Source organism: Schaalia sp. (assembly GCF_050312375.1).
GTDB lineage: Bacteria > Actinomycetota > Actinomycetes > Actinomycetales > Actinomycetaceae > Pauljensenia > Pauljensenia hyovaginalis.
Map to the genome: position 1 here is coordinate 1 of NZ_JBNOYB010000081.1, position 13,713 is coordinate 13,713.

General features: G+C 65.6%; 10 protein-coding genes. 7 read left to right on the top strand and 3 right to left on the bottom strand.

Annotation, left to right across the window (positions count from 1 at the left end; genetic code table 11):
- The first annotated feature begins 160 nt into the window (after positions 1-160).
- The 6 genes from ACQY7V_RS06335 (at position 161) to ACQY7V_RS06360 (ending at position 5,362) form a co-directional block, all read left to right on the top strand.
- Positions 161-1,528 carry a uracil-xanthine permease family protein gene (locus ACQY7V_RS06335; protein ID WP_235361812.1) on the top strand — a complete coding sequence of 456 codons (1,368 nt, stop codon included), beginning with the start codon at positions 161-163 and terminating at the stop codon, positions 1,526-1,528.
- Between the two features lie 164 nt (positions 1,529-1,692).
- Entirely contained in the window at positions 1,693-2,151 is a 459-nt protein-coding gene (locus ACQY7V_RS06340) for a MarR family winged helix-turn-helix transcriptional regulator (RefSeq protein WP_303773924.1), read from the top strand.
- A gap of 88 nt (positions 2,152-2,239) precedes the next feature.
- Positions 2,240-3,100, top strand: a complete 861-nt coding sequence (locus ACQY7V_RS06345; RefSeq protein WP_320835906.1) for an ABC transporter ATP-binding protein — start codon at positions 2,240-2,242, stop codon at positions 3,098-3,100.
- Positions 3,097-3,768, top strand: a complete 672-nt coding sequence (locus tag ACQY7V_RS06350) for an ABC transporter permease (protein ID WP_428639411.1) — start codon at positions 3,097-3,099, stop codon at positions 3,766-3,768. Before ACQY7V_RS06345 ends, ACQY7V_RS06350 begins: the two co-directional genes overlap by 4 nt.
- The gene (locus tag ACQY7V_RS06355) at positions 3,765-4,442 is read left to right on the top strand and encodes an ABC transporter permease (protein ID WP_428639413.1); all 678 of its coding nucleotides are present in this window, start codon (positions 3,765-3,767) and stop codon (positions 4,440-4,442) included. The genes ACQY7V_RS06350 and ACQY7V_RS06355 overlap by 4 nt, the downstream gene beginning before the upstream one ends.
- A 17-nt stretch (positions 4,443-4,459) precedes the next feature.
- Positions 4,460-5,362, top strand: coding sequence for an ABC transporter substrate-binding protein (locus ACQY7V_RS06360; RefSeq protein ID WP_428639415.1), 903 nt, complete (start codon positions 4,460-4,462; stop codon positions 5,360-5,362).
- 151 nt (positions 5,363-5,513) lie between these two features.
- Here ACQY7V_RS06360 and ACQY7V_RS06365 read toward each other — a convergent pair whose 3' ends face one another.
- From ACQY7V_RS06365 to ACQY7V_RS06375, 3 genes are all read right to left on the bottom strand, one after another.
- Entirely contained in the window at positions 5,514-6,836 is a 1,323-nt protein-coding gene (locus ACQY7V_RS06365; RefSeq protein WP_428639418.1) for a PD-(D/E)XK nuclease family protein, read from the bottom strand.
- 1,431 nt (positions 6,837-8,267) lie between these two features.
- The gene (betT, locus tag ACQY7V_RS06370; protein WP_428639420.1) at positions 8,268-10,469 is read right to left on the bottom strand and encodes a choline BCCT transporter BetT; all 2,202 of its coding nucleotides are present in this window, start codon (positions 10,467-10,469) and stop codon (positions 8,268-8,270) included.
- Between the two features lie 197 nt (positions 10,470-10,666).
- On the bottom strand, positions 10,667-11,773 hold the full coding sequence (locus ACQY7V_RS06375) for a carbohydrate kinase family protein (RefSeq protein ID WP_428639422.1): 1,107 nt from the start codon (positions 11,771-11,773) through the stop codon (positions 10,667-10,669).
- Between the two features lie 278 nt (positions 11,774-12,051).
- Between ACQY7V_RS06375 and ACQY7V_RS06380 the strand changes: the two genes are divergently transcribed.
- Complete coding sequence (locus tag ACQY7V_RS06380; RefSeq protein WP_154475436.1) at positions 12,052-13,671, top strand: peptide ABC transporter substrate-binding protein; 1,620 nt, start codon at positions 12,052-12,054, stop codon at positions 13,669-13,671.
- Positions 13,672-13,713 lie beyond the last annotated feature (42 nt).

Consider the following 13,713-nt stretch of genomic DNA (forward strand, 5'->3'; position numbering starts at 1 on the left):
GCCGTACGCCGGGGAGGGCAGGCCTGCGGGATGCGGCGCTCGTCTCAGAAAGCCGAAGGGCCTCCTTCGCCGTGCGGCCCTCCCGGTATCCTGAGGTTCCGACCGGTGAAACGGCCACGCCCATCAGGCACTGCCCATCGACTGATCGGAGAGCTCACTCATGAGCAACACCCCCCGCGGCTTCTTCCGCTGGAAACTTCACGGCAATGGAACGACGATCTCCCCCGGTGAAGTCGTCGCCGCAGGCGAGCGCCTCTCCTGGCCCCGCACCATCGGGATCGGCGCCCAGCACGTCGTCGCGATGTTCGGCGCGACCTTCCTCGTCCCCCTCCTCACCGGATTCCCGCCGGCGACGACGCTGTTCTTCAGCGCCATCGGCACCCTCCTCTTCTTCCTCATCACGGCGGGGCGCCTCCCCTCCTACCTCGGCTCCTCCTTCGCGCTCATCGCGCCGATCGTCGCCGTCTCCGAAACCCTCGGCATGAACTACGCGCAGGGCGGCGTCATCGCGACCGGCGCGACCCTCGCCCTCGTCGGAGCCATCGTCCACTTCGCGGGCGTCCGCTGGATCGATGCGCTCATGCCCCCGGTCGTCACCGGCTCGATCGTCGCCCTCATCGGCCTCAACCTCGCGCCCGCCGCGTGGAACAACGTGAAGGAGGCGCCGCTCACCGCCCTGATCACGATCGTGTCGATCTGCATCATCACGGTCCTCTTCAAGGGCATCATCGGCCGCCTCTCGATCCTCTTCGGCGTCCTCATCGGCTACCTCGCCGCCGTCCTCCAGCACCAGGTCGACTTCTCGGCGATCTCCGAAGCCGCTTGGTTCGGCCTCCCGCAGTTCCACGCCCCCGCCTTCGACCCCTCGACCCTCGGCCTCTTCGTCCCGGTCGTCTTCGTCCTCGTCGCCGAGAACGTCGGCCACGTGAAGTCCGTGTCGGCGATGACCGGGGAGAACCTCGATGACGTCACCGGCCGGGCCCTCCTCGCCGACGGCCTCGCGACGGTCCTCGCAGGCTCCGGCGGCGGCTCGGGCACGACGACTTACGCGGAGAACATCGGCGTCATGGCCGCGACCCGCGTCTACTCGACGGCCGCCTACGTCGTGGCCGCGGGCTTCGCCTTCGCGCTCTCGCTCCTGCCGAAGTTCGGCGCGATCATCGCGACGATCCCCGCCGGGGTCCTCGGCGGGGCAGGCACCGTCCTCTACGGCATGATCGGCATGCTCGGCGTGAGGATCTGGGTCCAGAACCGGGTCGACTTCTCCAACCCCGTCAACCTCAACACCGCCGCCATCGCCCTCGTCGTCGCGATCGCGAACTTCACCTGGAGCCCGGGCGGGATGACCTTCGAGGGCATCGCCCTCGGCACGGCCGCCGCCCTCGCGATCTACCACGCGATGAAATGGATCTCGAAGATCCGCGGGACGAACCTCGAGCAGGCCTCCCCGGCCTCGGCGCCCGCGGGCACGGAGCTGGAATCCGAGGCCTACGCGAAGCGGCACAGGGCGGCCCCCGCCGCCGAGTGAGCCTCACCCCGCGCATTCACGCAGGAGCGCCGGTCGTCCTTCGGGGCGGCCGGCGTTCGCTTTCCCATCGCCGAGGGCGGGGCCGTTCCGCTGTGCGCCCCGGTCCCGAGGCGCCGGGAAGCAGCGCCCTCGACAAGTATATAAATGACATGTAATCTATTGAGATGTTGAAAGATCGGGTCCGCGCCGCAAGCGCCCTCCTCGACGCCCTCATCAGCGCGGAGATCTCCGTCTGGAACCGCCTCGAGCACACGCTGAGCGCCTCCGAGCGCGCCACCAGCCTCTGCCGTTACTTCACCCTCCGCTCCATCGACTCGGTGAGCGACCGGAGCGCGAAGGTCAACGACATCGCCCGCGCCCAGAGGATCACCGTCGGAGCCGCATCCCGCCTCGTCGACCGCCTCGTGAGCGACGGCCTCGTCGACCGCCACACCTCCCCCGCCGACAGGCGCGCGACGAGCCTCGCCCTCACCGCCGAGGGGCGCGAACGCATGAGCGCCTCGCACACCCCGATCATCGATGCGCTCGAAGAGCTCCTCGCAGGATTCGACGACGCCGAACTCGCCGCTCTCATCCGCTTCCTCGAGCGGCTGACCGACGCCGCGGAACGGCCCCGAACATGAGCGCCGCGATCTCAGACCCGATGCCGCAGACCCGCCCCGGAGGGGGCGCCCGTTTCAGCGGACCGCCAGCCGAGAAGAGGAGGCACCCGTGATCGTCTTCGACACGGTCTCGCACACCTACCCCAATGGCGCCCGGATCCTCGACTCCGTGAGCCTCGAAGCCCCGGCCGACACCACCACCGTCCTCCTCGGCACCTCGGGTTCGGGGAAGACCACGCTCATGCGGATGGTGAACCGCATGATCACCCCGACCTCCGGACGGGTGCTCGTCAGGGGGAAGGACGTCGCGGGAGAGGACCCCGTGAGGCTCCGCCGCTCGATCGGCTACGTCCTTCAAGACGGCGGCCTCTTCCCCCACCGGCGAGTGCTCGACAACATCGCCACGGTCCCCAGGCTCGAAGGCATGTCCCGGAGCGCCTCGGCGGAGCGCGCCTTGGAACTGCTCGACCTCGTCGGCCTCGACCGCTCCCTCGCCCGCCGATTCCCCGCCCAGCTCTCGGGCGGACAGCGCCAAAGGGTCGGCGTCGCGCGCGCCCTCGCCAATCGGCCCGACATCCTCCTCATGGACGAGCCCTTCGGCGCCCTCGACCCCCTCGTGCGCGCCGACCTCCAGAACGAGCTCAAGTCCCTCCGCGAGCGCGTCGGCACGACGATCCTCTTCGTCACCCACGACCTCGACGAGGCCTTCGCCCTCGGCGACCAGATCGCCCTGCTCCGCTCGAACGGAACGCTCGCCCAGGTCGGGACGGGGCGCGAGCTCGTGTCCCGCCCCGCCGATGAATTCGTCCGCTCCTTCGTGGGAGCCTCAGCCGATCGCGCGCTCACCGCCCTCGAGACCCCGTCCGGGCGGATCGTCACCGACGAACTCGGCCGCCCCCTCGGGCGTCTCAACGCCCCTGCGACCAGCGCCCCCACGACCGATGCCCCCGACGGAGCCGAGCGCCGATGAGCTGGCTCCCCTCCAACCTCCCCCTCGTCGGCGAGCTCGCCCTCGCCCACCTCGCGATCGCCCTCCCGGCGATCGCGGCGGCGATCCTCGTATCCATCCCGCTCGGCTGGTGGGCGCATCACTCGCAGCGCTGGGGCGCTCCGCTCCTCACGGGCCTCTCGCTCCTGTACGCGATCCCCTCGCTCCCGATGTTCTTCCTCATCCCCGTCCTCATCGGCATCGCTTTGAGGTCGAACCTCAACATGATCATCGTCCTGGCGCTCTATGGGATCGCCGTCCTCGTCCGCCAGGCCGCCGACGCCTTCGCATCGCTCCCCCGCGACGTCCTCGAATCCGCCGATGCGGCGGGATACCCCGCATTCGGCCGCTTCTTCGCCGTCGAACTTCCCCTCGCGCTCCCCGCGATCATCGCGGGCATCCGCGTCGTCATCGTCTCGACCGTCTCCCTCGTCACCGTCGGCGCGGTCATCGGCATCCGCTCCCTCGGCACCCTGTTCACCGACGGCTTCCAGCGCGGACTCGCCTCCGAAGTCGCCGTCGGCCTTGCCGCGACGATCGCCCTCGCCCTCATCCTCGACGGCCTGACGGTCGCCCTCGGCGCCCTTTCCACCCCGTGGACGAGGGCGGAGCGCCGGAAACCGGAGGACGCGGAAGGAGCCGCCGCATGAGCATCCTCCGCGACGCATTCGCATGGCTCGCCGATCCGGCCCACTGGAGCGGACCGAGCGGGATCCTCATGCGCCTCCTCCAGCACCTCGGCGTCACCGGGGCCGTGGTCATCACCGCGGCGCTCATCGCGCTGCCCCTCGGCATCGCCATCGGGCACACCGGGCGATTCCGCTTCCTGGCGACCTCGGGCGCCGGAGCGGCGCGCGCCGTTCCGACGCTGGGCCTTGTCACCCTGGCCGCACTCTGGCTCGGCATCGGACTCAAAGGGCCCTTCCTCGCCCTCCTCGTCCTCGCCGTCGCACCCGTGCTGTCGGCCGCCTACGCGGGGATCGAATCGGCGGACGCGCGCACCGTCGACGCGGCGCGCGCCATCGGCCTCACGGAGCTCCGCATCATTCGCGAGGTCGAGCTCCCCGCGGCCCGCAGCCTCATCCTCGGAGGCCTGCGCTCCGCCACCCTCCAGGTCGTCGCCACCGCGACCCTCGCCGCCTACACGGCCGACTCCGGGCTCGGACGCTTCCTCTACACCGGCCTCAAGACGCGCGACTACGGGCAGATGATCGCCGGCGCGATCCTCGTCATCATCCTCGCTCTCGCCCTCGACGCCGCATGGGCCCTGATCGGGCGCGCAGCACGCGCCCGCAGCCGGGCCTTCGACACAACCCCCGCATGACAGAAAGGACGCCCTTCATGCGCACTCCCCGTCTCATCGGACTCGCCCTCGCGGGAACGGCCGCACTCGTCCTCGGCGCTTGCGCGGACTCCGCCACGCTGGAGGGCAAGGCCTCATCGAAGGCCATCGTCGTCGGCTCCCAGGACTACTACTCGAACGAGATCATCGCCGAGGTCTACGCCCAGGCCCTCGAAGACGCCGGATACGAGGTGGACCGCCAATTCCGCATCGGCCAGCGCGAGGTCTACATGCCCGAGCTCCAGGCGGGTTCGATCGATCTGATGCCCGAATACACGGGCAATCTCCTCCAGTACCTCGACCCCTCCGCAAAGGCGACGGGCGCAGATGAGGTCATCGCCGCACTGCCGGACGCCCTGCCCGACGGCCTGCGTGCCCTCGAGGCCGCACCCGCGAGCGACCAGGACTCCTACGTCGTGACGCGCGCATTCGCGGATGAGCACTCCCTGACCTCGATCGGCGACCTCGCGGGGATCGAAGGCCTGATCCTCGGGGGGAATTCGGAGCTGGAAACGCGCCCCTACGGCCCGACCGGCCTCAAGGGCGTCTACGGCGTCACCGTCTCCTTCGCCCCGATCGAGGACTCAGGCGGCGCGCTCACCCTCAAGGCCCTGCGCGACGGGTCCGTCCATCTCGTCGACGTCTACTCCGCCGACCCCGCGCTGGCCTCCGAGGATCTCACCGTCCTCGAGGACCCCGAAGGCATGTTCCTGTCCTCGCGGGTCGTGCCCCTCGTGTCGGACGCGATCGACGAGGGCGCCGCCGCCGTCATCAACAGGGTGTCGGCGGCTCTCGACCCGGACGATCTCATCGGGATGAATCGTCGCTCGACCGAGGAGGCGGCGTCCGCCGCTGCGATCGCGACGGCGTGGCTGAACTCGGAGGGCCTGCTGGGCAAGTGAGGACCGGCGCGCAGGCGCCGTCCTTGAGGGGGCGCCCCGGACGCGCCGAGGCCTCACCTCGAAACGGACCGTCGTGTCATCATCCTCGGGCATCGACCGGCGCGACGCCGAGGCTCGCTCCAAGCAGGCACGCAACGAGTGATCGATCACATCACCTTAACTTACCGTCTAGGAAGTCTCGATGCTTAAGATCGAGCAATTCACGCATAAGTGGCATCAACGAGTCGAAGTGTTCCAACCAGTAACTGACCGACCAATTATCACTTTCGTTACGAACCCTATTGAAGACTTCTACCGTTCTTCCGTGTGGATCATTCGGAAACACGACTCTACCAGCCTTATTCCCAGCAGAAATATAGAAGAGCCTGTCTTCTCCTACCCGAGTTTCAATTCCTTGACCTTTATGCCGAGTTCGACGAATTTGCTCAAAATACCCAGGTATACGAAATTCAGGAACAACCTCCGCTGATTCATTTGGCTCGAGGACCCGTCCAACAAGACGCTCACAGAGCATCTTGATGAGATTCTGCGCTTCCTCACTCGCAGCATGATCCTGCTTACGCTCAACGAGGGACTCGTGAGCAGCCGACACAAGCACCTTCAGCTGGCTACGATCGATGCCGTAGCCTTCCAGCTCCTTCGAAACCTGGTCAAATAGGAGAATCCCGCTACTATCATTCTGCGAATCATCCGAGAATCCCTCTACCAGTGAACATAGCTGCTCTTTCAGCTCATCACTTTCCAGATATTTGTCGGCAGCCAGTCGCAACGAGTCCCCTCTCAGAGAAACATGCCTTTCGAGATCAAAGATGAAGTCTCTCGCAATCTTTACGGCACCATCATCCTGAACCTTGTTCACCCATTTTCTTGCAATATCTGCGAGCGTCGAATAGGACATACACTTCCAGTGATTGAGAGATTCAGCAGGAACTGACGGTTTTTCCTCATCAATTGTGAGATAGACGTAGTAGCGTTGATCACAGTTCTTAATCAGCTGTTCATGATTCTCAACCGCCTGAAAGTACTTATCGAGCTGACTTTCAGCGCTACTTCCGGCCAGATGATCCTTCGACCCCATCTTCACTTCAATAGCGATCGCGACATCAGATTGGGAGTTGTAGTAAAGAATGTCTATATTCTTTCCTATAGCCTCTGTCTCGCATCCAATGTAGGAGGAATCAGGCACGGTGGAATGCGGGAGCACTTCTCGTTGAGGCGACTCCGATTCAGGACAGGACTCAAGACGTTGGGTCATCAGCGATGCGAATAGCGTACCCGCCCCATGATTGCCCCGAGGATCGAGCAGCCAGCGAAGCATCTTTGAGTAGTCGGTTTCGTAGGATATGCGCCCATGCCCCATGATGGTCCAGAAATTTGGGTGCGCCATATGCCGAAGATAAGTCTGCACAGCAGTTGAACACCAATAATCATAAATCGCCCTTGCAAGAGGCGTCAGTTTTCTATCGTTTTCCATGACATTCTCCGTTCTGGGACAGAAATAATCGAATCAACACTCACAATCGCGATACAGTTTTAGAAGAGAAACATAGCTCCGCCCTAAGATCCTTCCACTCGACTTCTTCAATATTCCAGAGAGAACAATGCCTTCACCCTGAATCTTTCAAGGCACTCATAGAACTTCATTCGACGACCGAACAGCTTGGAGTCTTCATTGAGACTATCAATACGACCGAATAACTGAAGCCGACCATGCATTTCAGAGCCGTCAACATCCTTAAAACGCAACTCAACACCAAAAACTACATCGATGTCAACAAACTACGCTCCGATCATCCGCCAAATGCCTTCGAATACAAAGTCGTCGAAGTTTTCGAGCACACCTTCATGCCCATGTCGACAATGCGCGCCGACCGAAGTACATTCATCCTCTACTCGGATTAAGTTCACTGAAGCCTTCCGCCTTTAATCGCGATAACGACATTTCGACAACCGACATCCGTCTCGTCCACATAATCGATATTCATCTCCATGGCGACCCGTGGCGAGGAAGCAAATCCGAATAACACCTCGCTAAGAAGCTCATTCTCAACCATAGCGTGCAACAAATTAATGAATTGTTTGCAGTCGAGTTCATGCTAACACTGAGGGGCGGCGTCAAGCTTGTTCACGTAGTCGATCAACGATTCCTGCACATCGACTGATGACACCTTGAAGCTACCGTTGCGACTTGTCTGCACACACATCGCCACTCCTGTTTCACCCCTGCGGAGGCGAGCTATGGTTGTTACACAACCTAACAGACTACTGTGACTCGCACAATATTTCGTGAACCGCTGATGACGTTGCGGCGTTCAGTCTCACACCCTGTCCAAGGATGCATTGCATCTGGCACGTCCTAGTCAAGTGTCACCGACACGGAGGCATGGCGGCTGATCACTCTCCGAAGCCCTCCTCGGACGCATCATCTTGGCGCCTGCCGGACCTGCATTCGTGGGCCGGTGTCGCTCTCGCAATGGCCAATGTTCGATGACCTACGGGTCCACAGTTTTCATGCTGGAACTGACCGTTCGTCGACTCGGGTTCGCGCAGCATTGTCCGCGCCGGTTAGGGATTCCCTTTAGCACGAACGGTCAATTCGGCGAATTTGCGCAAGCACACCTCCCGTGAAGGCCGGGGCTCCCCTGCCGAGCGCTCGAGGTGGTCCGGCCCGGAGCTGATCCCGGAGCAGCAGATGACGATCTGCGGGATGACTCCGCCTTCGAAGTGGCTTCGACAACGCCGATTCCCTCTCGAACTGAGCGATCCAAAACGCCGAGCGGGTACTTGCCTAACAAAATGAGCGATTCACTTCGCATCGGCGCACTACCCTCCCGGACGCGCGCCAGGGAAAATAGGGCCCGGATCCCTCGACCGACTGCCTGATGCGCTTCGCAAACGCCCTGCCTCAGCGGGCGGTCCCGGCGACCCCGAGGTAGTCGATCCAGCGCTCGAAGTGATCGAGGACGTCGTGCGCGACCTGGTCGCTCGTCCAATTCATCACGTCGTAGCCCTGGCCGCCGCCGCGCGGCCTCACCTCGAGACGGACCGTCGTGTCATCGTCCTCGGGCATCGACACGCCGAAGGCGGGCACCGGGGAGACGACCATGCGGACCGTGTACCGGAACGCCTCAGCATCGACGGGCGCGCCGCCGAGGGGGACGTCGAGGAGGCGCGCAACGAGCTGCTCGAGCACCTCCGGGCTCGCCGACACCGCGAGGGAGGCCCTTCCGAGGAACTCGCGCTCATCGTCCGGATCCTCCGCCTCCGGCCCTTCGACGACGACCTCCGCGATGAGGCCCTCAGACCGCAGGGCCTCGGCGACGGCGTCGAGCGCGGGGACGACCCGCGTATCGAGGGCCCTCTTCGCTCGAGCCGGGCTAACCGCGTCGAAGGTCCGCGAAAGGCGGTCCCGCCAGGAGAGGCGGACCCGGCCCGCGGCCGTGCCCGACATGCCGATGAGACCCGAGGTGAGCGCCCTCGTCCGCGCCGCCGCCCTCGTCGCCTCCGAGCGGAGGGCCTTCCACAGGGACGCGGCGATGAGGATGAGGACGAAGGAGAAAGGGAGCGCCATGACGATCGTCGCCTGCTGGAGGATCGGAATGCCCCCGGCGAGGAGCATCGCGATCGTGAGCGCACCGGTCGCGCTCGCCCAGAAGATCCGCAGCCAGGGGGCGGCGTCGCGCCGGTCGGGAAGGTCCCGGGTCGACAGGTTCGCCATGACGAGGGAGCCCGAGTCCGAACTCGTCACGTAGAAGAGGACGCCGACGAAGAGGGCGAGGGCGATGAAGGCGCCGCCCAGCGGAAGGGAGTCGAGGAGGGCGTAGAGGCCGCCCTCGGGGGTCGCGTAGGCGATCTTCTCGAATTCCGCATCGCCCGAGCGGATGAGGTCGAGCGCGGTGTTGCCGAAGATCGACACCCACATGAGGACGTAGGAGAAGGGCAGGACGAGGGCGCCGATGACGAACTGGCGGATCGTCCGACCGCGCGAGATCCGGGCGAGGAACATGCCGACGAAAGCAGCCCAGGTGATCCACCAGGCCCAGAAGAAGAGCGTCCAGCCGTTGAGCCAGGCGTCGGGCCGATCGTAGGGGAAGGTCTCGAGGGTGAGCACCGGGAAGCGGGTGAGGAAGTCGCCGATGTTCGCGACGAGCGCGTCGAGGAGGAAGGCCGTGTTCCCCGTGATGAGGACCCACAGGGCGAGGCCCATCGCGAGGAGGACGTTGATGTTCGAGAGGATCCGCACACCCCGGTCGACGCCGCTCACCGCTGACACGGTCGCCATGAGGACGGCGAGGGAGACGAGCCCGATTTGCGCGGCGATCCCCTGCTCGACGCCGAAAAGGAGGGTGAGTCCGACATTGAGCTGGACGACGCCGATGCCGAGCGATGCGGCGATGCCGAAGACGCCTCCGACGAGGGCGAACACGTCGACGATGTCGCCGAGCACACCGTCGACGCGCGAACCGAGGAGCGGACGGAGCGTCGAACGGACGGCGAGGCGGTCGCGCTTGCGGTAGGAGAAATAGCCGAGGGCGATGCCGACAACGCCGTAGAGGCCCCACCCGGAGATCCCGTAGTGGAAGAGTGTCCAGGTCACGGCGCTCCGGGCGGCTTCGACGGTCTCTCCCCGCCCGGTCGGGGGCGCGATGTACTGGGCGACAGGTTCGGCGATCGCGTAGAACATGATGCCCGTGCCGATGCCCGCGGCGAAGAGCATCGCCGCCCAGGAAAAGGTCGAGAAGTCGGGAGTCGAGTTGTCCGGGCCGAGGCGGATGTTGCCGAACCTCGTGACGGCGAGGACGCCGAGGAGGACGAGGGCGGCGGTCGTGAGGAGGATGTAGAACCAGCCGAACCAGCGTCCGGTCCAGGCGACGGCCGCATCGAAGGCGCTCTGGACGGCATCGGGATTGAGGATCGCGGCGAGGGAGACGCCGACGATGATGAGTGCGGACAGGGCGAAGACCGGCCGGTTGAGCCGGGGTTCGACGGCTTCCGGCAGCGCTCCGGACAGACGGGGGTCGTGGTGGCGGCTCCCGGATTCCGCGTTGATCAGCGAAGCCGGGGCTGTGCTCCGCGGGGTCGGCGACTGCGCTGCGGTCGGATTCATGGGCGCTCTTCCGGTCGGGGATGGGACTCGGCGCCGGCGCTCGTGGACGAGGGCGGCGCCGTGTCCAACCTTTCACGGACCCTCAGCACCCGCAAGCGCTCGAGGCAGCCCCCTCAACAGCGAGCGCCTTGGAGCGGTGCGCCGATGCGAGGTGAATCGCTTGCTCGACTCAGGACACGCTCGGCCCCTCGGCCTGCTCAGTTCGAGAGGGAATCCGCGATCGATGAGGCCGCTTCGAAGCCGGAATCGTCCCTCGTGTCATCGTCGGGGGCTCCCGGGTCCGCGCGAGGGGGCTCTTCGTCGCGCGCGTGGGGATCCTCCAGGTCGAGGAATTCCGCGTCGTAGCCCTCGGGCAGCTCGCGCGCCCTGGTCCACTGCTGGAGCTCGCTCAGGGTCGGCGCGTGCGTGAAGGAGCCCATCGTCTCCGTCGATCGCGCCGAGGCGAGCAGGGCCATCGACACCGCCGCCCTGGCGCCCAGTCCGTTCATCCGCGCGCAGACCAGCGCCGCCGAGAAGGCGTGCCCCGCGGACGTGGTGTCGATCGTCTTGGCCGGAGCCGCGGGCAGGAGGATCTCCTCATCGTCGATGATCGCGAGCGCGCCGCGCGGTCCGAGAGTCACGACGACCTCGGGAACCGACCACAGGAGCTGCCGGGCGGCCTGTCGGGCGTCCGCCTTGCGCGTGTAGTTCTTCGCCTCGTCCTCATTGAGCGTGAAGGCATCGACCTGCTCAAGGGGATCGAGGTCGTCGCCGCTCCAGCGTCCCGTCGGATCCCACCGGCATTCGGCGAGGACCCAGGTCCGGTCCGATCCCGCCCGGTTCGGTCCCTTGAGGGATCCCGGGCGGCGCCACTTCGCGATGGTCTCCAGATTCTGCCCGAGGACCCCGAGCTCGCCGACGAGGGCGTCCGGCGGCACGAGCATCCCCTTCAACGAGGGGGCCGAGAGGTCCCCGTAGGTCGTCAGCGCACGATCGCCCTCGAAGCCCAGGGCCGCCGTGATCGCCTGATGCGGAACCCGCGTCGCATGCTCCACATCCACCGAGTGGGTCGCGAGCATCCTCCTGACGATCGCGCCGGCCTCATCGACCCCGATCGAGCAGACGAGCTCCGTGTTCAAGCCCATGCGGGCGAGGGCGACCGCGCGGTTCGCCGATCCGCCCGGCGCGAGGGAGGCCGTTCGGGCGATCTGCTCCTCCCCGGCCCTCGGCGCGTGGTCGAGGGGGCCCATGACGAGGGCGAGGACCAGTGGGCCGAGGACGCACACCCGCGGGGCGCTGGGGATCTGCGCTTCCCCTTCAGTCATGAGCCGCTCCTTCTCTACCTCTACGCGCTCTGCGCGTCGCTTCGGCCCACTGTAGTGGCGCCCGGACGGGGGCGCGCCGACCCTGTCCGCGGGATCGATGCCCCGATGCCCGAGGAGCTGCGAATACGCCACACCTTTATCAAAGCTTTACCATTCGTGACCAAAAAGCAATGTTCAATTGATGAACCGGGAAAGAAGTCCCGCGCGGATCCGGTTACCCTCGAGCCCAGAGCCCGCGCCCCCGCGCGGGTGGGACCCATCGATCAAGGGAGTTCTTCATGAACCTCAAGAGGACTTGGCTCGCCGTGCCGGCCGTTCTCGCACTCGGCCTCACCGCGTGCTCCTCCGGCGGCACCGCCTCCGACTCGTCGGCCTCCGGCGCCGCCGCGGGCAGCTCGACCGCCGTCATCACCACCAACGGCTCCGAGCCCCAGAACCCGCTCATCCCGGCGAACACGAATGAGACCGGCGGCGGCAAGATCCTCGACCTCATCTTCGCGGGCCTCGTCTACTACGACGCCGAGGGCGCGACCCACATGGAGATGGCCGAGTCCATCGAGCCGAACGAGGACGCCAGCGTGTGGACCGTCAAGCTCAAGAAGGGCCAGAAGTTCTCCGACGGCACCGAGGTCCAGGCCCACAACTTCATCGAGGCGTGGAAGATGGGCGCCAAGGAGGCCATGCTCTCCTCGTACTTCTACGCGCCGATCCAGGGCGCCGATGATGAAGGCGCCGGCGATCTCACCGGCCTCGAGGAGATCGACGACTACACCTTCACCATCGCCCTCAAGGAGCCGACCGCCGACTGGTCGCAGCGCCTGGGCTATTCCGCCTACGTGCCGCTTCCCGACTCGACCCTCGCCGACCCGGCCACCGGCGGCGAGAAGCCGATCGGCAACGGCCCGTACATGGTCGCCGAGAACGGCTGGGAGCACAACGCCCAGATCAAGCTGATCCCGAACCCGGAGTACAAGGGCGACAACGTCGCGAAGAACGGCGGCGTCAACATCATCTTCTACGCCTCGCAGGACGCGGCCTACCAGGATCTCCTCGGCCACAACCTCGACGTCCTCGACGCGATCCCGGACTCGGCCTTCGCCACCTACGAATCCGAGCTCGAAGGCCGCTCCGCGAACCAGGCGGCCGCGATCTTCCAGTCCTTCGCGATCCCGATGAAGCTCGAGCACTTCTCCGGCGATGAGGGCAAGCTCCGCCGCCAGGCCCTCTCCTACGCGATCGACCGCGACACCATCACCGAGACGATCTTCTCGGGCACCCGCACCCCGGCCAAGGACTTCACCTCCCCGGTCGTCGACGGCTACAACGACGCCGTCCCCGGCTCCGAGGTCCTGAGCTACAACCCGGAGAAGGCCAAGGAGCTGTGGGCCGAGGCCGACAAGATCTCGCCCTGGTCGGGCACCTTCACGATCGGCTACAACTCCGACGGCGGTCACCAGGCCTGGGTCGACGCCGTTGCGAACTCGATCAAGAACACCCTCGGCATCGACGCGGTCGGCAACCCCTACCCCGACTTCAAGTCCCTGCGCACCGAGGTCACCAACCGCACCATCACCGGCGCCTTCCGCACCGGCTGGCAGGCCGACTACCCCGGCAAGTACAACTTCCTCGCCCCGCTCTACGGCACGGGCGCGGGCTCGAACGACACCGACTACTCGAACGCCGACTTCGACGCCCTCCTGACCAAGTCCGCGTCCGCGCCCTCCGTCGAAGAGTCCAACAAGCTCCTCGATCAGGCTCAGGAGATCCTCTTCAAGGACCTCCCGGTCGTCCCGCTGTGGTACTCCAACGTCGTCGGCGGCTGGGCGCCCACGGTCGACAACGTGGTCTTCAACTGGAAGTCCGTCCCGGTCTACCAGAACATCACCAAGGCCGAGTGACCTTCGCGCGGGCTCTCAATGCACGGGAGCCTCACAGCAGAC